The organism is Paenibacillus sp. FSL H8-0260, assembly GCF_045040625.1.
Lineage (GTDB): Bacteria > Bacillota > Bacilli > Paenibacillales > Paenibacillaceae > Paenibacillus_AQ > Paenibacillus_AQ odorifer.
The window spans coordinates 5,263,055-5,282,931 of sequence record NZ_CP150298.1 but is presented as its reverse complement, the minus strand read 5'-3'; the positions used below and the strand labels follow the sequence as shown (position 1 = coordinate 5,282,931).

Sequence of the window (19,877 nt, the reverse complement as noted above, 5' to 3'; positions counted from 1 at the left end):
TTGACAGGATGTACCTAGGGAGGAGGGAGTCGAATTATGGCGAACGATCAGCATACTGAATTGGAAGCAGAATTTACTTTGGATCAGGTTAAGGATCAGCTCATTGAGCAAGGTAAGAAAAGATCATCATTAAATTACAAAGATATTATGGAGAAATTATCGCCGTTTGATCAAGACCCCGAGCAAATGGAGGAGTTCTACGAGCAACTCAGTGATTTGGGAATTGAGGTTGTAAACGAGAACGATGAAGAGGTTAACAGCCTCCGACCAAGTGAGGATAATGAGGATAAAGACAGCGATGATTTCAGCTTTGATGACGATCTGTCGCTGCCACCAGGGATCAAGATTAATGACCCTGTCCGTATGTATCTAAAAGAAATCGGACGCGTTCCTTTGTTGTCGGCTGACGATGAAGTTGAGCTTGCTATGCGGATTAAGAATGGCGATGAAGAAGCTAAACGCCGGCTTGCAGAAGCGAACCTGCGTCTCGTAGTAAGTATCGCGAAACGTTATGTCGGACGCGGTATGCTGTTCCTGGATCTGATTCAGGAAGGTAATATGGGTCTGATCAAAGCAGTAGAGAAATTTGACCATAACAAGGGATTCAAATTTAGTACGTATGCGACTTGGTGGATTCGCCAGGCCATCACTCGTGCGATTGCGGATCAGGCGCGTACCATTCGTATTCCTGTACACATGGTGGAAACGATCAACAAGCTGATTCGGGTTTCTCGCCAATTGCTGCAAGAACTGGGACGCGAACCTTCCCCAGAGGAAATTGCGGCTGAGATGGAACTGACGGTGGAGAAAGTTAGAGAGATCATGAAGATTGCCCAAGAACCTGTATCCTTGGAAACACCAATTGGTGAAGAAGATGACTCTCATCTAGGAGACTTCATTGAGGATCAGGAAGCATTGGCTCCTGCGGATGCAGCGGCTTATGAACTCCTGAAGGAACAGCTGGAGGATGTGCTGGACACGCTCACGGAGCGTGAAGAGAATGTACTTCGCCTGCGTTTTGGCCTTGATGATGGACGGACAAGAACGCTTGAAGAAGTCGGCAAGGTGTTTGGTGTTACCCGGGAACGGATCCGCCAGATTGAAGCCAAGGCATTGCGCAAACTTCGTCACCCTAGCCGCAGTAAACGGCTTAAGGATTTCCTTGAATAGTATTTCATGAACTGGACCTTCTGCTGCTCAGTGGCAGGAGGTTCTTTTATTTGAATTTACGCTGGTAAAAAATGTGTTGACCTTGTGTATCTGGAAAGAAGGATGAGCCAGTGAATTTGGAAAAACGCGACATCATTATAAAAGAGATTCAGTATTGGAGAAAAAGCCGGTTGCTGCCAGAGCAGTATTGCGATTTCTTAACCAATCTGTATGACGATGAGGATGCGAATAAGGATAACAATCCAATTTCGCTGAGAAATTTACAGCAGGGAAGCATCAAAATTTGGCTGTTTTCTTTTGGAATTATTTCCTTGATTTTCTTGATTAGTCTTTATTTTAGCGTTTTTCCCTGGCCTTTGCAACTTGCAACCGCACTATCTGTATTAATTATTTGTTATGGATACTCCGCCGTTTATAAGGACCGGAACAATGTTATCAGTCTTATCCTAGCGGGGCTGGGCAGTGTTTTAACGCTTGGTTTTGGGCTATGGCTGATTGATTTGCATGATCTGGATCCTCAGCTCTGGAGGCCTATTCTAATTGGGTGCTGCGGCTTGTTATGGTGTATTTTGGGATTTTTACTCCGGATAGGTTTGTTGCAGTACTGTGGTTTTGCTTTTTGGGCATTACTGTATGCAGGGTTCTTCGGTGGAAGAAGCCCGGAGGCCTCTATATTTGAACTGGAGTTCCTATGGCTGCCATTGTGTGTGCTGATGGTATGGTTAAGCTGGCTTTTGCATCATAAGGTAAGAGGTGTTGCCAGTGTTTATTTTGCAGTGGGAGTATCGCTTTGGATCATGCCAGAGCTTGACGCTCTTTTATTAAGACAGGATTATCCGCAGTGGATTTCATTGATGCTGATCCTAAAGATTGCAGCAGGGTTAGCTTTGTTGTTTGGGTTTCGAAAAAAATGGATAACGTGGGTGGCAACATGAACAATGTGAAATTATCAGATCGGCTTCAGCAATTGCTGGAGCAAATTCCGCAAGGAAGCAGATTAGCAGATATCGGTTCCGATCATGCCTTGCTTCCTGTGGCCGCTGTCGAAAGCGGTAAGGCTGTGTTTGCAATTGCAGGTGAAGTAAACCCGGGTCCCTTTGATGCTGCTTGTAAGGGCGTTGCAGAGGCTGGACTAGGGAAGGTGATCTCGGTGCGCCGTGGAGATGGCCTTGAGGTTCTGGAACCTGGTGAAGTCAATTGTATCACGATTGCTGGTATGGGAGGCGCATTAATTGCCGCGATTCTGGACCGGGGTCAAAGCCAGGGGAAGCTAAAAGAGGTTACAACCCTTTTGCTTCAACCGAATGTAGGCGAGGATATTTTGCGCCGCTGGTTATTAAATAATAAATGGGTACTCGTAGCTGAGAGAATATTGGAAGAAGACGGGAAGCTATATGAAGTATTGACGGCTGTACCAGAAAATACGGAAGCTGGAATTACAAATGAAAGTGTATATCGTGAATTAACCTTGGGGGATTCCGCTAAAGTCCTTGGGCAAGAGGCCTTGCTTCAAATGGGACCATGGCTGCTTCAAGCACCAAATGCTGTGTTTTTTGCTAAGTGGCAGGGTGAGATTCAGAAATTGGAAGGCATTTTAACATCGTTGTCACGTTCAGAACTCGAATCTGCTGAGCATAAACGGAAACAGATTCAAGGTCAGATCAGGGAAATTACGGAGGTGCTACAATGTTTGCCAAGGGACAAACAGTAATTCAGTATATGGAGCAACTGGCTCCTAAGCATTTAGCTGAGGATTGGGACAAAATTGGCCTTCAACTGGGCACGCTGCAAAAAGAAATCACTAATGTATTAGTTGCTTTAGATGTGAATGATGAGGTAGTTGAAGAAGCGATTCGTCTAGGCTGCAATTTGATTATTGCGCATCATGCGATTATTTTCCGTCCATTGCAAGGAATCCAGACAGACACACCGGCGGGCAAAATGTATGAAAAATTAATTAAGAATGACATTGCGGTGTACATCAGCCACACCAATCTGGATGTCACCGAAGGTGGAATGAATGATTGGATGGCTGAAGCTCTTGGCATAGAAAACGGAGTACCCATCAAAGACATTCACTCCGAGCAATTATCAAAGCTGGTAGTATTTGTGCCGAAGGATCATCATCAGAAGGTTCTGGATGCTATCCTGAATGCTGGAGCAGGGGCAATTGGCAACTATAGTCATTGCAGCTTCAATATCGAGGGATACGGTACTTTTATTCCAGGAGAAGGCACGGATCCTTATATCGGGGAAAAAGGTAAGATGGAACGTGCCGAGGAAATTCGTATTGAGACGATCGTCCCGCACTCCATCCGCAATAAAGTGGTGCAGGCTATGCTTAAGGCCCATCCTTATGAAGAGGTTGCCTATGATTTGTACTCAATGGATCTTAAAGGCCGCAGCTTAGGACTTGGGCGGGTAGGAAAGCTCAAAGAGCCTACAACCCTTGGACAATTCGTGGAGACGGTAAAAAAAGGCCTGAAGGTAGACCATGTACGGGTTGTTGGTGATTTGGACCGTCCGATTCGTAAAGCTGCCGTTCTCGGCGGCTCGGGTGGAAAGTATTATAACAGTGCTATTTTCCGCGGTGCGGATGTCCTGGTTACTGGGGATCTGGATTATCATACAGTTCAGGATGCTGCGCTCGCCGGAATCACTCTGATTGATCCGGGACATAATGCGGAGAAGATCATGAAAGAGAAAGTAGCGGAGTGGATGGCTGGAAAATTGGCCGAGCATAAGTATGATACAGCTGTGCATGCTTCGCAGGTGAATACGGAGCCATTTAAGTTCCTATAAAATTGCCATTTAATAATGCTTGTGCCAGACATGTGATGTCTGTATAATATATAATGTTGTTCGGAAAGTTTGACAGACAATCGCCGGTGACGTGAAGACGTCACGGGAGGAAAGTCCGGGCTCCATAAGGCAGGATGCTGGATAACGTCCAGTCGGCGCGAGCTGAAGGATAGTGCCACAGAAATGGACCGCCGATGGCTGCCTTAGGGCGGCACAGGCAAGGATGGAACCGAGGTGTAAGAGACCCCGAGGAACGCTGGTGACTTCGTTCCTGGTAAACCCCATCTGGAGCAAGACCTAATGAGACGCAGCTGAATAAGCAGCCTTAGCCTGAGGCGCGTCTAGGTTGGTCGCTGGAGCTGTGCAGTAATGTATGGCCTAGATAGATGATTGTCGCTTATGGTGGGAGGGTAGTTCCCGATCGAACCACGACGAGCACAGAACCCGGCTTACGGCAAACTTTCCTAACTGCAACGTTATAATAACAACACCATACAAACGGCGACGTATCCCGGTAACCCGGCTTACGCCGCCTTTTTTGTTGCAAACAAATGCGGATACGGCAAATATATAAAGCGGTGAATGCGATAACATGCAGGGATTTGGAACGTGATATGCAGAAATTAGACTTTTTAGAAGAATTGCTAGCGGCTGATGAGCTGACGGCTGATGGGCTGATGGCTGGTGGTTGATGAATAGATGGCTGGTGGTTGATGAATAGATGGCTGGTGGTTGATGAATAGATGGCTGGTGGTTGATGAATAGATGGCTGGTGGTTGATGAATAGATGGCTGGTGGTTGATGAGCAGATGGCTGGTGGTTGATGAATAGATGGCTGGTGGTTGATGGTTGATGGTTGATGGTTGATGGTTGATGGTTGATGGTTGATGGTTGATGGTTTGATGGTTTGATGAGCTGATATGCTAACGGACCGAGATGCAGCTATTTGTGTATTTTATGCCTTTTTGGAGGAGTTTCGGACTGGAGAGCCGTTATTCGGCATAAATAGGGTGGATATCGGGCGTTTTGGATCGAATAGTGACTATGGGGTCCGATAGCAAACCAAATGAGCGGAATTGATGCAAATAAGAGCGCTGGGGTCCGATACAAACCTCCAGAACTCCAGAACTCCAGAACTCCAGAACTCCAGAACTCCAGAACTCCAGAACTCCATGGTTACTTTGACGCCAGAATTAGACTAGTAGCTAGCAAAATGTAACAATGCGGAGCTTGGCTAATCTTCTGCGGAAAGATTGGTATCAGAAGCATCATATCAATAAGAACCTCTGGCTGTACTTCGCTGTGAAATCGGAGTTAGTTGAGTGGCAGATGAGTTGAGTAACTAGAGGATGTTTGGTGATGCGGAAAGCGAAATGTGGGAAATGGGACATTTGACGTGCAAATTTGCTGAATGCGAAATGAGATGTGTAGAAATGCGAATGTGGAAATACGAAATAAGCTGTACAGAGGCGCTGAATAATGGCAATTCGAAATGTGAAGAGCAAAAATTGCTGAATGTGAAATGTGAAATGTGAAATTACGAAATGAGCTATGTAGTGCCACAAAAGTAGAAATACGAAAATGAGATGTGCAGAAATGCGTAAATGTAACATTCTGCAAATGCGCAAAAGTGAAAGCTCAGAAATCTGCTCACAAAAAACGGCTTCCCCGTCCAATAAAGGATGGAGAAGCCGTTTTATTTTGCCATCGTAGGTATTGATTACGAGCAGTTGTTTACGACCGAACGATGTTTTGATTTTGCTGCCATTGTACCAATGCTTTCTCTAGACGCTGGACAGCAACAGGAACTTGCTCTGGTGGCGTGTGTGTGAAGTTAAGGCGCATTTTGTTTTTGTGAGGCTCCGCTGAATAGAATACCTCTCCGGGTACAAACGCTACTCCGTTTTCCACTGCCAGCGGGAGTAATTCCTTAGTGTTAATCTCTTCGGAAAGGGTAAGCCATAGGAACATGCCACCTCTTGGCTCGAGGAAATGTGCTCCTTTCCAGTTATGTGATCTGAGTTCCGCGGACAGGAGCTTCATACGCGAATGATACTCTCTTGAGATGAGGCGGATATGCTGCTCAATATCAAAATGCAACAGCAGTTCATCTAAAGCACGCTGGTCGATGGTGCTGGAATGCAGATCGGCTGCTTGCTTTGCCTTGGCGATGGTCTTGATTAGTTCGGAATCGCCGATAATCCAGCCGGTGCGTAGGGCAGGGGCGACGATCTTGGAGAAGGTCCCTGTGTAGACTACACAATGATCCCCGCCGAAGCTTCTATCGATGGAGGCTAATGAGGGTGGATATAGAGTTTTATCTTCATCAAAGGTTATTTCTCCATAGGGATTGTCCTCTAAAATAAGAACACCGTAACGGCGGCAGATTTCAACCACCTTCCCGCGGCGTTCTTTACTCCAGGTTGCTCCAGACGGATTGTTGAAGGTCGGAACTGCGTATAGCAGTTTTGGCCGATGTATCCGAATCTGCTCTTCTAACTGATCCGGCAGAATGCCATGTTCATCATTTGGTATCGAATGAATAGCAGCCCGGTAAGAACCGAGCACTTGTAGTGCTGCCAGATAGGTGGGCGCTTCCACAAAAACTGCATCGCCGGGATCCAGCAATATTTTGCATAACAGATCTATAGCTTGCTGTGAGCCTGTAGTCAATACCATCTCAGAGGCTGTAACCGGGATGCCTTGCCGGGTAAGCCTTTCAGCGATTTTGTCACGTAGTGGAGTAAAACCCTCGGTAAGCCCATATTGAAGCGCTGAGGTGTCGCTGGAGAGCACACGATTATAGGCATCACGTACGGCCTCCAAGGGAAACAAATCCTCCCCAGGCAGCCCGCCTGCAAGTGAAATAATGTCATTGCCTTGTGTAACTTTTAGAATCTCCCGAACTGCTGATGATCCTAGATGATTGGCTGCCGTTGAGTATTTGATATCCATAAATTAGTTCTCCACCTTTCGATTTGATGCTATCATAATAGGAGTGCTGTATAACAGTAAAGCGTTGAATATAACAGTGGAGGTGAAGGGTTCATGCATATCGATTTGAATCGCAGCGGCAGCAAAACTCTGCCCCATCAAATTAATGAAACCCTCAGTCAGCGGATCTCATCAGGACTGCTTCAGCAAGGTGTCCGGCTGCCCTCCGTTAGAAGTCTAGCTATAACCTTGAACGTGAGTCAGGTTACAGTAAGCAAGGCTTACGATATGCTTGAGAAACGAGGACTTATTTACTGCAGACAGGGTAAAGGGTGCTTTGTAGCCGATCCAACCCATAATAGACGTCAAGAAGAGGGTTGCTGGCAGGATTTATATGATGATTATTTGCCGCGGGCTCAGCTTTGGCGGAATTTTGATGTTTCAGAAGTGAAATATCCCTTTCATTTAGCCGCCATCCACAGTGAGCTGCTGCCACTTCAAGATATTGGTGACACCTATGCATCCTTGGTCAAAGAGCAACCGGAGCTTATGGCAACCTACGGGAATTTTCAGGGAGATCTTGAGCTGCGGAATGTCATGAGAGAACATTTGAAATCGCGTGGGATTTCACTCACTTCTTCCGATTTGATGATAACCAGCGGGACCCAGCAAGGCATTGATCTGGTGGCTCGTACATTTGTTGGTCCTGGAGATACAGTCTATCTTGAGGCGCCTAGCTATACTGGTGCTATTGATGTTTTTGCGGGACGAGGTGCAGAGATGATTTTTGTGCCTACGGATAGTGAAGGGATGCGAGTGGATGTTCTTACAAAAATGTGTGATCAAAGACCTCCAAAGCTAATTTATACCATCCCTACTTTTCAAAATCCAAGCGGTGCAACTATGAGCATCACAAGAAGACAACGACTGCTGGAATTAGCGCGCAGCTACCGTTGCCTCATTGTTGAGGATGACCCATTTAGTGATTTATATTTCCATGCACCACCACCTAGGGCGATTAAATCAATGGATCCCGATGGACATGTAGTCTATATGAAAAGCTTTAGCAAAGTACTTGCACCTGGTTGCCGAATCGCCTGTGTGGCTGCAGAAGGAAATATTCTGTCCCGGCTGATCGCCGCTAAATCTGCGAGTGATCTAGGAAGTCCCTTGCTGACACAGAAGGCCGTATTACCCTTCATCGCTGAAAAATACGACGCCTACGCAGCACAGCTACGAATTACACTCCGTGGTCGTATGGAAAAGGCGGCGAAGCTTCTGAAGCTGTACGCGCCGCCTGGAGTGAACTATATTCTACCAGAGGGAGGACTTAATCTCTGGCTGGAGCTGCCCCCTTCTCCTGATATTGCAAGCCTGCATGACTTGGCGGAGCAGGAGAGCATTTCTTTTTTACCCGGTGATGTCTGTTATTCTGCGGAAACGCCTTCCCGCCACATCCGTCTTTGCTATTCGCAAATGAAGGAATCGGAAATGGAGGAAGGGTTACAGCGGTTTCTGCGCTTACTTGGCCGGTTTTTGCAATGACACGGTTATGGGGTGTTATTTGTTCTTTGTTTTAATTGATTCATTTGCTGGCGTACATGTTGAGGAAAAAGCTGCAATGGAACTTGATTGCCGCTTGCCGCTTGTAGCGTTTTATAAATATCGACCTGACCCCAGCCAAAGTATTTATCATGGCCGGAAGTTCCCAGATCAACAGCGTTTTTGGTCATAAGGTCCATAACTTCCTTATTCGTCAGATTAGGATTCAGTGAACGTACCAGACCCGCCAGCGCAGCGACATGGGGACTGGCCATCGACGTGCCGGATAAAGCGGCATACTGGCTGTCCGGATAGGTGCTTGCGATGCTTTCTCCAGGTGCAGCGACATCAATATAATCGCCGTAGTTGGAGAAGGAGGCTTTTTCCCCTGAAGCATTTGTAGCAGCCACTGCAATCACTTCGGGATAAGCTGCAGGGTATCCAGGCCGTTCTGTATTATCATTGCCTGCTGCAGACACAAGCACGATGTCCCGGTCATAGGCGTATTTAATCGCATCATGGAGGAACTGCGAGTCGGCATAATTCCCTAAACTTAAGTTAATAACCTTTGCACCATTGTCAGCTGCCCATATGATACCTTCTGCTACGGAATAAGTCGTTCCGGCACCTGAGTTATCTAGCGCTTTTACAGGGAGGATCTTATTGTACCAGCTGATGCCAGCTACACCTTCCCCGTTGTTAACAAGTGCGCCAATGATTCCAGATACATGTGTACCGTGACCTACATCATCCTCGGGTGTGGAACCATTGGTAATGGCATTATAGCCAGTCAAAAGCTTACCTTGTAAATCAGGATGATTAATCTGTACTCCCGTATCGACTACGGCGACAACCACTTCTTTGCTGCCTTTGGAAAGATTCCACCCTAGCTCAGTTTCAATCGCCGGGAGGTTCCATTGGTAAGTGGAGAATAACATGTCGTTAGGCGTTACAGTTCCTTCAGCGTTTTTAGTGATGGTATCATTGGTTAAATACATATAGTGAGGTTCCGTATACTCGGGATGCCATTTGTTGGTGAAATAGGATTTCAGCTGATAATAGGTCATCTTCTCAGAGCGAAAGATATAGGCATATCCCAGCTTGCGTGGCTGCTTGCAGTGGATATCGGCGGTTATCGTCTGGAGCTGTCCCTGAGTCGGAGCAGTTCCCTTAAAACGGACTACAATTTCATTCTCATAAAAATGGCTGGCATTTTCATTATCATGGCCGGTCTTGACTGTAATGTCCTTTAAGTTATCGGTATGGACTGATTCCACATGGTATTTGCCTTCCTTAGGATACGGAATGAGACGCAGGTTCTTCAGCTGATGGTCTGCCACACGCCCAAGCACCTTTTGGTTAATAAGAGCAATAATCCCTACATTTTTCTGTTTGTTCCGCTGAGCGATAAAGTAATATTTTTCTTTACCGATTGTAAACGTTGGAGATTCATAGGATTGATGACCGTGGATTGCTGATTTTGCCGTATTGAGATATTTTAGAAGCTGTTTGTTCTCCTGTTCGGTTCCTTTTGGAAAAGACGACTTAAAGGTCTCAGTCTTTTGTGTGCGGAAATCGATCCACATCAGCATGGAGATAAACCCGTGGTCTTGCTGCAATCGTTTCGCATACACTGATTTATCATGAATCGAAGACATCCCGTCTGTTTCAGACAGGAGTTTAGTTAAGTGTCTACTGACATCGACTCTATTCAGATGATCTGTCGCCTCCACATCCTGGCTTAAGGAGGTTTTCTTTAATGTTTTTTCCTGAGAGGGATTTGGAGGTGAATGCAAAGCTGAAGTTGGAGCCGGATTCTGAACAGCGACTTTTGCGACATCTCTGGTCGTCCCATTAGTGGCAGGGCGCAGGGCAAAGGTAAGTAACCCAACTGTAAAAGCTGCTGTAACCAAACCTGCAACTGTTAGATTTTTTCGTGACATGATTTCCGCTCCTCTATGCAATGTAATGTCTATAGGTTTAGAAGAGAGCGTATCTTTTATGCATCTTAGAAAAGGATACCTTCCTAACGTTTTTTATGATAATATCAGAGAGAATAAGTATCTCGAATTGTCTTCTTGATTTTGTAAGAGATACCTCATTAATTGTCCAGAAGGTTAGACTTCTCTGTGTTCACATCCTGATATTGCAAGAATAAAGAGATACGTCTTTAGGGCGGTTTCTTTCAGAGGATTAACTTTATTGACTACAAGAGCAGGGAATAATAAGGAGGAGCAACCGCTATGTCAGCAGCCAATGTGCAGAAATTATGTGAATCGACGAGAGATAAACTTAAAGTGGTAATCGACAAAATGGAAGTATTTCTAAATGAGCATGCATTGCCTCAGCTTGTAGTTGAGGGAGATGAGGAAACCGTACAATTTTACCAAGGTTTTCTGTCCGATCTTCGTCACCTATTAGTGTTCTCGGAAATGTCATATGAGAAATTAGGCGTTGCGCTGCGTCGTGCGACATTCGATGAATCTTTTGCACAGAAAGCGCTTTATAATGTATATCACTATGGTGTGAACAACTTCTTTTATCCGAAAAATGAAAGTTATTCTGAAGATGGCCGTTACGCTTATACAGGTCAGGATGCAATCCGTTTCCGCAAAAAGCCAGTACGTCCCGCACGTGATATCATCCTAGAAATCACCAAAACGTATGAAGATCTTCGCGATGATCTCATTTATTATGAGAACGACTATTTGACCGAGAAACGTATGCAAAATCAGGTTTAACTTCTAAATAGTGATCTAAAGGGATCAGCACTTTGTCATTTTTGTAATGACGATGAGCGGGTCCTTTTTTGCGTGGATTAAAAGCCTGTCTCGATACATCAACTGGAAACCACTCTGTCGAATAGCGGGTAAATGGAGCGGACATAATGAAGCCGAGGTGATAATTATGTCGAGTGAAAAACCATTAGTAAAATGTAGCGTGAGCAATTGTCATTATTGGGGCGAGCATAATTTATGCCGGGCTGAAGAAATTGTCATCGAGATCGATAAGCACGTAGGCAATGGTTATAAGGAAGAATATGCTGAAGAAATGACAAATGAAGGTCACCGCGATCATGCCAGTACATCATCTGCAACATGCTGTCTGACGTTTAAGCCGAACGCTTAGGAGGCCGCCAGAATGGACACAGAAAAGGATAATGAATCAAGCTCATCACGGGAACAATCCGGTCCGAGAAAAGTCATTCTTCGTCCGCGGAGAGTGGACTATCCTCGTCGGGACAGAGAGCATCGCGAAGAATACGCTGCTGAGGTAAATCCGGTTCCAATGCAGGTTCGGGATGCCCCGCGGAGAGTGGAAGAGCGAAAGGACAATGAAGCGGATTATAGTGGAAGCCGGGTAATGGGGTATGTTGGACTGGGGATGGGGATCGCCTCATTGTTCATCTGGTCCTTTATTCTCGGACCCATCGCTGCCGTAGTTGGTTATTATTCCTATGTCAAAGAGCAAAAAACGCTTGGGGCCTGGGCAATGGGCTTAGGGATTGTTGCGACACTAAGTTACTTTGTGATGATTCCCTTTGCGCGCTAAAAAGAACTGAATGGCTTTGATCTAAACAGGCTTTTAGACCTAAATATCAGGGTCTGAAGTCTGTTTTTTCATTCCAACATATAGCAATAATCTCAGATAAAATGTAAGATTAAGCCGTAATTCATCGAAATTTCAACGCGAAACCTTATATATGATTCGAGTAGGACAAAAAAGGAGTGCGCCAGCATGCAGATCAATCCCGCTGTAACCGACGGGTTAGGGCAGCTTAAATGGATCAACCTTAAGGCTACAACCGAAAAAACTAGCTCCGCGAATGGAAATGAACGGTCAACGGGAGTTTCAGCTTCTGGATTTGCGACAATGCTTCAGGCAATGTCAACGAGTAGTGAAAGTTCAAGCTATTTGACTTCTCTCCCGGATGCAACTTCAGTCAGCAGCTTGTTATGGCAGCAGATAGGTGGGACAACAGAAACCTTCAATAACATAATTTCCGGGGAAATAACGGGTTCCACACCTACGAGCTATGATGATCTCATCCAGAAGGCGAGTGCTAAATATGGCGTGCCGATTGATCTGATCAAAGCAGTGATTGATACTGAATCTTCGTTTAATCCTAATGTGGTCTCTTCGGCAGGGGCTAAAGGTTTAATGCAGCTTATGGATGGCACCGCGAGCGGCTTAGGGGTTACTGATTCATTCGATCCGGAGCAAAACATTGATGGCGGCGTACGTTATTTATCTTATCAACTGAAACGCTTTGGCGGAGAAGAAAAGATGGCACTTGCAGCGTACAACGCAGGGCCGGGACGGGTAACAGATCTGGGAGTAACCAATGATCAGGAATTATTGGAGAAACTTAGCCTGCTTCCAAAAGAGACACAATCTTATATCTTTAAAATAGAACGCGCTCGCGCTCAATACGCGGTATAATAAAAAGGATCAAACGGGAAACACCGTTTGATCCTTTTTCGATAATAAGTTCACTCAACGAAGTAAAGGAGACATTTGACATATGCTTTACTGGGATTATGCCGCCGCTACACCGCCCTATGAAGAAGTGGTGCAGACGATGGAACAAATTATGAAGCTGCATTATGCGAACCCTTCCTCTTTGCACCGTGCGGGCAGTGAAGCGGGTAAGCTGATCAGACGGTCGCGTGAAGTATGCGCTGCTGCTTTATCTGTACAACCGCAGGAGATTCTATTTACTTCTGGTGCAACGGAAAGCAATAATTTGGCGATAAAAGGCGCTGCTCTGCAATATCAGACTAGAGGTCGCCATTTGGTAACTACAGAAATAGAGCATCCCTCTGTATATGAGAGTTTCCTGCAATTGCAGCGAATGGGCTGGGAGGTTACTTTTGTAGCACCCGATAGCACTGGCGTTGTTGATCCTGATCGCGTAGCTGCTGCTGTCCGGCGCGACACAGTGCTTGTTAGTGTGATGCATGTCAATAACGAGATTGGAACGATACAACCGCTTAAAGAGATGGGGAAGCTGATTAAAGCTGTGAATCCGCGAACCTTATTTCATGTAGATGGTGTTCAGGGATATGGTAAGCTTGCAGTTGATTTAAAAGATTGGCAGGTGGATCTTTATAGCCTGTCTCCTCATAAGCTTCGAGGCCCACGTGGAGTGGGATTACTGTATATCAAAGAGGGAATTAAGCTATTCCCATTGCTTACAGGGGGCTCTCATGAAGAAGGACAACGCGCTGGAACTGAAAATGTACCTGCGATTGTCGCATCCTCCAAAGCTATCCGCATGAGTGGTGAGCAGCGCGAAACCTTCGTTGCCCAGTTGGTTCCACTCCGAGATCGATTATTACGCTTCTTGCGCACCGTTCCTGAATTTGTTATAAACAGCAGACAGGATGGAGCTCCCCATATTGTGCATTTCTCTTACCCTGGCATGAAGGGAGAGGTATTTGCCCGCAAGCTAGAGGAACTGGGGATGGCTGTCTCCACCCGTTCGGCCTGCTCCTCACGACTGGCTGAGCCTAGTCGTGTATTATTATCTATGGGTAAAGATGTCTCCAGTGCTTCAGGTGGGATTCGTATTAGCCTTGGCGACAGTCATACAGATGAGGATGTCGCTGCGCTTGAGCAAGCATTAACCACTGCGGTACAAGCTTTAAAGATTGCTGAAGGAGGAATGAAGTAACAAATGAGCATGATGAATAAGGAATCTGCAGAAGGCAGAGCCCATAGTATAGAATACGCTGATATGCTGCTCCTGCGTTTTGGAGAGTTTACTTTAAAGGGCAAAAATCGTACCCGATTTGAAAAAACCGTACTGCGTCATGTGAAGGAATTGATTAAGCCTTATCCAAACGTAGTTCTGAGCAAGGAATTCGGAAGAATTTACGTGGAATTGAACGGGGAATCTGCGATTGAATTGGTACAAGCACTGAAGAATGTATTTGGCATTGCTTCAGTTAGTCCAGTGAAGGTTTCTAAGTCAGAGCTTGAGGATATTGTAGCGGTCAGCCGTCAATTTTTGGAGATAATCGCGCCTGCTCAGGGCACCAGATTTAAGGTTAATGCTCGGCGGGTATGGAAAGAGTTCCCTTACGGCTCCATTGAGATGAATAAACTGATCGCGACACCACTATTGCAAGGATATCCTGGCCTCACCGTAGACGTTAAATCGCCTGAATTAGAGCTGAGGGTCGAAATTCGTCAGGGACATACTTATATTTTCTGTGAAAATATTGCCGGTGTAGGTGGATTTCCATTAGGCACTAACGGAAAAGCGATGTTATTGCTGTCCGGTGGCATTGATAGTCCCGTAGCAGGCTGGTCATCCATGCGGCGCGGACTTGAAGTGGAGTGCGTGCACTTCTACAGTTATCCTTATACAAGCGAGCTTGCTAGACAAAAAGTTGTGGATCTTGCGCGGGTATTGTCACGTTATGCGGGTGTAATCAAGCTGCATCTGGTACCCTTTACTGAAGTGCAGACTTCCTTTACCGGCATCGGCCAGGATAATCTGATTATTACACTGATGCGGCGGGCAATGCTGAGAATTACTACCCAGCTTGCTGAGCGGGAAGGTGCATTGGCGATTGTAACCGGGGATAGTCTGGGACAAGTCGCTAGCCAGACCTTGCCAAGCATGAACGTGATTGGCCGGGCGACAACCCTCCCCCTTCTGCGTCCGCTGGTAATGATGGACAAAAGTGATATCGTGGACCTGTCGAAGAACATCGGTACCTATGATTTGTCTATCCTTCCTTATGAGGATTGCTGTACTTTATTTGTTCCAAAATCACCTACAACAAATCCGAATTTACGGATTGTGGATAAGATAGAGGCTACGCTTCCGGGATATTCTGAACTTCTGGAAGCGGCGATTGAAGCCACAGAGACCGTGTTAATCACTCCCTATGGAGATGAGAAGCCTAGTGATGTTGTAAGTGTCGAGGCTGGTTTACAGGAAGAATGGTTCTAAAGTAATAAACCAAAAAACTGCCTTGAAGCGTAATGAAATCTACGTTCTGAGGCAGTTTTTTTGTGGTTTAGACGATTGTGCCCTCCTGAGGCTCTTCTGGTTTTGATTGGCGTTTCCAATGTCCCGCTGCCAAGATACCTATAATGATCACGATTATAAACAGATATTTGAGCAGCGGATGATGATCAAAAAATGGCACAAGCTGATGTTCATCCGTAATCATACTTGAAGCAGTAAAACCTAAGACAGCAGAACCAATATAAATGATCCATGGATATTTGTTGATTAATTTAATAAAAAGGGTACTTCCCCACACAACGATGGGAACACTGATCAGCAGTCCTATGATAACCAGTGAGATATTATGCTTGGCAGCTCCGGCAATGGCGATCACATTATCAAGGCCCATGGCAGCATCAGCTAAAATGATTGTCCCTACAGCGGACCACAAGCTTTGACCTGCCTTGATATCTGTTGATGTGTTCTCACTGGTTAACAGCTTATAGGCAATCAGAATGAGTAAAATCCCTCCGGCAAGCAGTAACCAGGGGATTTTCAAGAGCCATACGACCAGAATCGTTGCGAAGATCCGCAACACTACAGCACCTGCTGTTCCAAATACGATAGCCTTCTTTTGCGTGTCTGACGGTAAATTACGCGCCGCAAGACCGATCACAATGGCATTATCTCCCGCCAAAATAAGATCTAGAAAAATAATGTTGAGCAGCGATAATATAAACTCCCAAATGGATGTATTCAAAGCGAAGTCACTCCCAAGTTTGTTAGATTGAGCTTCAAAATATGCTTAGTTTTGTATACGCAAAAAAAGGAGCCAACATGCGTTCACGCTCAAAAAAAGTTGGACAGGAAGCATAGCTTGTCATTTCCGAACATACAAGTAGTTACATGTGACTCGGGGAGGTAAGTGCGAATGGATTCATTATTGCTCCTTGGTGAAATATTGATGATTAATCTGGTGCTGAGCGGAGATAATGCAATGGTTATCGCAATGGCCAGCAAGGATCTTTCGGCGAAGCACCGAAAGACTGCAGTATGGTGGGGCTCAGCAGGCGCAGTTGTTCTGCGGTGTTTGCTTACTTTTGTTGCGGTATTGCTATTAAAAATCCCTTATATTCAGGCTGGAGGGGGAATGCTGCTGCTATGGATAGCGTTCAAGCTGCTTTTGGAGGAAGAGGAGGATCTCAGAGTAAGGGAATCATCCTCAGTCTGGAAAGCAATCCGGACGATTCTTGTAGCAGACTTCATTATGAGCCTGGATAATGTACTAGCCATTGCAGGAGTAGCTAAAGGAGATTTGGCTTTAATTGTCATCGGGATTGCCCTTAGCATTCCGATAGTAGTGTGGGGAAGCGGCATTATTGTAGGCTGGCTGCACCGGTTTCCAGTGCTCGTATTTATCGGTGCTTATATATTGGCGTTTACAGCAGGGGATATGTTGCTTCAGGATGCAAAATTAGGGACGATGCTCTCCTTTTTGTTCCCTTCCTCACATTCCTATTTGCCCATTGCCTTAGGAATATTAGTTGTCGTTACGGGAGCAATAAAACGCAGAAAAACATCTGCAGGTTAATAAATTGCAATAAAAGGCAATACTAAACGGACATCTCCATAAATTGGAATTGTCCGTTTTTTTTGCGTGATCAGAAGCGCTTATCGACACTGATTAATCACAGGGAGTGATGGCATTTTGCGTATGTTTCGGATAATATATGAGTAAGAATCCTGTCGCTTTCAGGCTATAAGGTGACGAGGAAATGAGGTAGACGTGAAATTGAAGGGATGGGTGAAGGATGTCTTCAAAGAAAGATATACAGCTAGGAATTTTTATTGTTGCTGCTGGCATCGTGATTTTATTAGGTAAGCTGGGCGTCTTCGGATTTTTGGGGCGCGCGCTTTGGCCTCTAGTGATTTTAATTCCAGGAATAGTACTACACATGTTATTTTTCAGCCGTCGTGCTTCGGCCTCGGTATTGGTTCCTGCCGGGATATTAACGGTGTATGGTTTGTTGTTTGGCCTCTGCAATATTTGGGGATGGGGGCTTATGAGAAACTTATGGCCTGTGCTGTTGCTTGGTCTTGCCGTGGGCTTGTATGAATACTCCATCTATGAACCTAGACGGACGGGTGGCCTGTCAGCAATTGCTGTAACATTAGGCTTACTAAGCCTTGCGCTTTGTATTTTCAGCCTTATGGGCACCGGCGCGATCTACCTGATCGGGATTGTATTAATAGCTGTAGGAATTTGGCTGATTACCGGTCGAGGCAGAGCACGTGGCCGGAATAGATGGTATCGAAGCTAATTGCTGTAGGATCTTGTGAAAAAAACGGAAATTGGTAACTGTTTTTTCATAAAAAGACTTGCTTTTCATGGTACTTTCACTATAATATTAATGTTATGTTGAAGCGTCGGCTTTCTGCCTGGCGCTTCTTTTGTGAGACTGCCGTGACATGCTATGAATTTTAACAGTTTTAATTTGATAAATGAGAGGATTTGGATACAAATCATGCATTCAAGAAAAGATATTCGCAACATTGCGATCATTGCCCACGTTGACCATGGCAAAACAACACTCGTCGATCAGCTCCTTCAACAATCGGGGATCTTCAGCGCCCATGAGCACTTGCAAGAACGTGCTATGGACTCTAATGATATCGAACGGGAACGTGGAATTACAATCCTAGCTAAAAATACAGCAATTACTTATAAAGAGTTTTTGATCAACATTGTGGATACACCTGGACATGCTGACTTTGGTGGCGAAGTAGAACGGATCATGAAAATGGTTGACGGTGTATTGCTGGTTGTTGATGCTTATGAAGGCTGCATGCCGCAAACGAAATTCGTCCTGCGTAAAGCATTGGAACAAAAACTTACACCGATCGTTGTCGTGAACAAGATTGACCGTCCAGCTGCTCGTCCTAAGGAAGTTATTGATGAAGTGCTCGATTTGTTCATCGAACTTGAAGCAAATGACGAACAATTGGAATTCCCTGTTGTTTATGCATCTGCTCTTAATGGTACATCAAGCATGGTTCCTGAGAAACAAGATGAAACGATGCTTTCGCTCTACGAAACCATTGTTGAACATATTCCAGCTCCAACCGAAAGTGTTGAAGAACCGCTTCAATTCCTCGTAACGTTGATGGATTATAACGAATACTTGGGTCGTATTGCGATTGGACGTGTTAACCGCGGTGTGATCAAACAAGGTCAATCTGTAACAGTTATTATGCGTGATGGTAAGAGCAAAACTGCACGTATCGAGAAATTGTTCGGCTTCCAAGGTTTGAAACGTATTGAAACAGAGCAAGCGGGCGCAGGGGATATCGTTGCTATTGCAGGAATCAAGGACATCAACATTGGTGAGACCATTGCTGATCCTGCAAACCCTGAAGCACTTCCGGTTCTGAAGATTGACGAGCCAACCATGCAAATGACATTCCTAGTGAATAACAGTCCTTTTGCTGGTAAAGAAGGTAAATGGGTAACTTCCCGTAAACTACGTGAGCGTCTATTTAAAGAACTTGAAACAGACGTGAGTTTGCGTGTGGAAGAAACTGATAGTCCTGATGCATTTATCGTTTCTGGACGCGGTGAGCTTCACCTTGGTATTCTGATCGAGAATATGCGTCGTGAAGGTTATGAAATGCAAGTTTCTAAACCACAAGTAATCATTAAAGAAATCGACGGTGTCAAAATGGAGCCGCTTGAGCGTCTAATGATTGATATTCCAGAAGAGAGCATGGGCTCTGTTATGGAGAGTCTGGGTACTCGTAAAGCCGAAATGGTCAATATGATTAACAACGGTACGGGTCAAGTACGTCTGGAGTTCCTGATTCCTGCACGTGGATTGATTGGTTACAACACTTACTTCTTGACTTTGACACGCGGTTACGGCGTTATGAACCATGCTTTTGACAGCTACGCTCCACTGGTTGCTGGTCAAGTTGGCGGACGTCATCAAGGTGTGCTTGTAGCAAGTGAGACTGGATCAACAACTCAATACGGAATCGTGGGTGTTGAGGATCGTGGTATTCTCTTCTTGGATGCAGGTACAGAAATTTATGAAGGTATGATCGTAGGCGAGCATACCCGTGATAACGATATTATCGTTAACATCTGTAAGGAAAAAGCACTTACCAACATGCGTACCTCAGGCAAAGATGATACTGTAAAAATGAAGACACCACGCACCTTCTCTTTGGAAGGCGCACTTGAATATTTGAACGATGATGAATATTGTGAAATTACACCTAAATCCATTCGTTTGCGTAAAAAGATTCTGAACAAAGGCGAACGCGAACGTGTAGAGAAACAACGTAAAACAGCACAAGCCAACGCGTAAACACATGCTTATGAATAAGACCGCCGGATTATTGCATCCGGCGGCTTTTTTTAATATAAGAAACAAAAAATTCCCCTACTGATGATATAATGTAA

At 45.3% G+C, this 19,877-nt stretch carries 17 protein-coding genes and 1 other RNA gene; 15 read left to right on the top strand and 3 right to left on the bottom strand.

Going from position 1 to position 19,877, the window contains the following annotated elements:
* Positions 1–36 precede the first annotated feature (36 nt).
* The 5 genes from rpoD (at position 37) to rnpB (ending at position 4,439) form a co-directional block, all read left to right on the top strand.
* Entirely contained in the window at positions 37–1,170 is a 1,134-nt protein-coding gene (rpoD, locus tag MHI51_RS23565) for an RNA polymerase sigma factor RpoD (RefSeq protein ID WP_036683799.1), read from the top strand.
* Between the two features lie 110 nt (positions 1,171–1,280).
* Positions 1,281–2,105: a hypothetical protein gene (locus MHI51_RS23560; RefSeq protein WP_036683797.1), complete on the top strand. Its 825-nt coding sequence runs from the start codon at positions 1,281–1,283 to the stop codon at positions 2,103–2,105.
* A 5-nt stretch (positions 2,106–2,110) separates the two neighbouring features.
* Positions 2,111–2,881, top strand: a complete 771-nt coding sequence (locus tag MHI51_RS23555; protein ID WP_076192145.1) for a class I SAM-dependent methyltransferase — start codon at positions 2,111–2,113, stop codon at positions 2,879–2,881.
* Positions 2,857–3,972 (top strand): Nif3-like dinuclear metal center hexameric protein, encoded by a 1,116-nt coding sequence (locus MHI51_RS23550; RefSeq protein WP_076098536.1) that lies wholly within the window; start codon positions 2,857–2,859, stop codon positions 3,970–3,972. Before MHI51_RS23555 ends, MHI51_RS23550 begins: the two co-directional genes overlap by 25 nt.
* 64 nt (positions 3,973–4,036) lie before the next feature.
* Positions 4,037–4,439, top strand: an RNA gene (rnpB, locus tag MHI51_RS23545) — RNase P RNA component class A.
* 1,267 nt (positions 4,440–5,706) lie between these two features.
* Here rnpB and MHI51_RS23540 read toward each other — a convergent pair.
* Positions 5,707–6,927, bottom strand: coding sequence for a PLP-dependent aminotransferase family protein (locus tag MHI51_RS23540; protein ID WP_248549390.1), 1,221 nt, complete (start codon positions 6,925–6,927; stop codon positions 5,707–5,709).
* A 93-nt stretch (positions 6,928–7,020) separates the two neighbouring features.
* On the opposite strand from MHI51_RS23540, the gene MHI51_RS23535 reads away from it, so the two are divergent.
* Positions 7,021–8,451, top strand: a complete 1,431-nt coding sequence (locus tag MHI51_RS23535) for a PLP-dependent aminotransferase family protein (protein ID WP_076276749.1) — start codon at positions 7,021–7,023, stop codon at positions 8,449–8,451.
* Positions 8,452–8,456: 5 nt separating this feature from the next.
* Here MHI51_RS23535 and MHI51_RS23530 read toward each other — a convergent pair whose 3' ends face one another.
* Positions 8,457–10,391 carry a S8 family peptidase gene (locus MHI51_RS23530; protein WP_341003591.1) on the bottom strand — a complete coding sequence of 645 codons (1,935 nt, stop codon included), beginning with the start codon at positions 10,389–10,391 and terminating at the stop codon, positions 8,457–8,459.
* A gap of 300 nt (positions 10,392–10,691) precedes the next feature.
* Between MHI51_RS23530 and MHI51_RS23525 the strand changes: the two genes are divergently transcribed.
* From MHI51_RS23525 to thiI, 6 genes are all read left to right on the top strand, one after another.
* Complete coding sequence (locus tag MHI51_RS23525; RefSeq protein ID WP_036683764.1) at positions 10,692–11,189, top strand: YpuI family protein; 498 nt, start codon at positions 10,692–10,694, stop codon at positions 11,187–11,189.
* A 166-nt stretch (positions 11,190–11,355) separates the two neighbouring features.
* Complete coding sequence (locus tag MHI51_RS23520; RefSeq protein WP_036683762.1) at positions 11,356–11,577, top strand: DUF1540 domain-containing protein; 222 nt, start codon at positions 11,356–11,358, stop codon at positions 11,575–11,577.
* Between the two features lie 12 nt (positions 11,578–11,589).
* Entirely contained in the window at positions 11,590–12,000 is a 411-nt protein-coding gene (locus MHI51_RS23515; RefSeq protein WP_076217851.1) for a hypothetical protein, read from the top strand.
* Between the two features lie 186 nt (positions 12,001–12,186).
* Complete coding sequence (locus MHI51_RS23510) at positions 12,187–12,891, top strand: lytic transglycosylase domain-containing protein (protein WP_076217852.1); 705 nt, start codon at positions 12,187–12,189, stop codon at positions 12,889–12,891.
* Positions 12,892–12,973: 82 nt separating this feature from the next.
* On the top strand, positions 12,974–14,125 hold the full coding sequence (locus MHI51_RS23505; RefSeq protein ID WP_076217853.1) for a cysteine desulfurase family protein: 1,152 nt from the start codon (positions 12,974–12,976) through the stop codon (positions 14,123–14,125).
* A gap of 3 nt (positions 14,126–14,128) precedes the next feature.
* The gene (thiI, locus tag MHI51_RS23500; RefSeq protein WP_081387486.1) at positions 14,129–15,415 is read left to right on the top strand and encodes a tRNA uracil 4-sulfurtransferase ThiI; all 1,287 of its coding nucleotides are present in this window, start codon (positions 14,129–14,131) and stop codon (positions 15,413–15,415) included.
* A 67-nt stretch (positions 15,416–15,482) separates the two neighbouring features.
* On the opposite strand, the gene MHI51_RS23495 is transcribed toward thiI, so the two are convergent.
* Positions 15,483–16,175, bottom strand: coding sequence for a TerC family protein (locus MHI51_RS23495; RefSeq protein ID WP_076276751.1), 693 nt, complete (start codon positions 16,173–16,175; stop codon positions 15,483–15,485).
* A gap of 171 nt (positions 16,176–16,346) precedes the next feature.
* Between MHI51_RS23495 and MHI51_RS23490 the strand changes: the two genes are divergently transcribed.
* The 3 genes from MHI51_RS23490 (at position 16,347) to typA (ending at position 19,782) form a co-directional block, all read left to right on the top strand.
* On the top strand, positions 16,347–17,006 hold the full coding sequence (locus MHI51_RS23490) for a TerC family protein (RefSeq protein ID WP_076136549.1): 660 nt from the start codon (positions 16,347–16,349) through the stop codon (positions 17,004–17,006).
* Positions 17,007–17,226: 220 nt separating this feature from the next.
* Entirely contained in the window at positions 17,227–17,736 is a 510-nt protein-coding gene (locus MHI51_RS23485) for a hypothetical protein (RefSeq protein ID WP_076129027.1), read from the top strand.
* 204 nt (positions 17,737–17,940) lie between these two features.
* Positions 17,941–19,782, top strand: coding sequence for a translational GTPase TypA (gene typA / locus MHI51_RS23480; protein WP_076129029.1), 1,842 nt, complete (start codon positions 17,941–17,943; stop codon positions 19,780–19,782).
* The last annotated feature ends 95 nt before the right edge of the window (positions 19,783–19,877 follow it).

Excerpts from the sequence above, each read along its gene's own strand:
- rpoD (WP_036683799.1), top strand. The coding sequence starts at position 37 with ATGGCGAACGATCAGCATACTGAATTGGAAGCAGAATTTACTTTGGAT.
- MHI51_RS23515 (WP_076217851.1), top strand. The coding sequence starts at position 11,590 with ATGGACACAGAAAAGGATAATGAATCAAGCTCATCACGGGAACAATCC.
- MHI51_RS23510 (WP_076217852.1), top strand. The coding sequence starts at position 12,187 with ATGCAGATCAATCCCGCTGTAACCGACGGGTTAGGGCAGCTTAAATGG.
- MHI51_RS23530 (WP_341003591.1), bottom strand. The coding sequence starts at position 10,391 with ATGTCACGAAAAAATCTAACAGTTGCAGGTTTGGTTACAGCAGCTTTT.
- MHI51_RS23485 (WP_076129027.1), top strand. The coding sequence starts at position 17,227 with ATGTCTTCAAAGAAAGATATACAGCTAGGAATTTTTATTGTTGCTGCT.
- MHI51_RS23490 (WP_076136549.1), top strand. The coding sequence starts at position 16,347 with ATGGATTCATTATTGCTCCTTGGTGAAATATTGATGATTAATCTGGTG.
- MHI51_RS23535 (WP_076276749.1), top strand. The coding sequence starts at position 7,021 with ATGCATATCGATTTGAATCGCAGCGGCAGCAAAACTCTGCCCCATCAA.
- MHI51_RS23520 (WP_036683762.1), top strand. The coding sequence starts at position 11,356 with ATGTCGAGTGAAAAACCATTAGTAAAATGTAGCGTGAGCAATTGTCAT.
- MHI51_RS23540 (WP_248549390.1), bottom strand. The coding sequence starts at position 6,927 with ATGGATATCAAATACTCAACGGCAGCCAATCATCTAGGATCATCAGCA.
- MHI51_RS23550 (WP_076098536.1), top strand. The coding sequence starts at position 2,857 with ATGTTTGCCAAGGGACAAACAGTAATTCAGTATATGGAGCAACTGGCT.
- thiI (WP_081387486.1), top strand. The coding sequence starts at position 14,129 with ATGAGCATGATGAATAAGGAATCTGCAGAAGGCAGAGCCCATAGTATA.
- MHI51_RS23525 (WP_036683764.1), top strand. The coding sequence starts at position 10,692 with ATGTCAGCAGCCAATGTGCAGAAATTATGTGAATCGACGAGAGATAAA.
- MHI51_RS23505 (WP_076217853.1), top strand. The coding sequence starts at position 12,974 with ATGCTTTACTGGGATTATGCCGCCGCTACACCGCCCTATGAAGAAGTG.
- typA (WP_076129029.1), top strand. The coding sequence starts at position 17,941 with ATGCATTCAAGAAAAGATATTCGCAACATTGCGATCATTGCCCACGTT.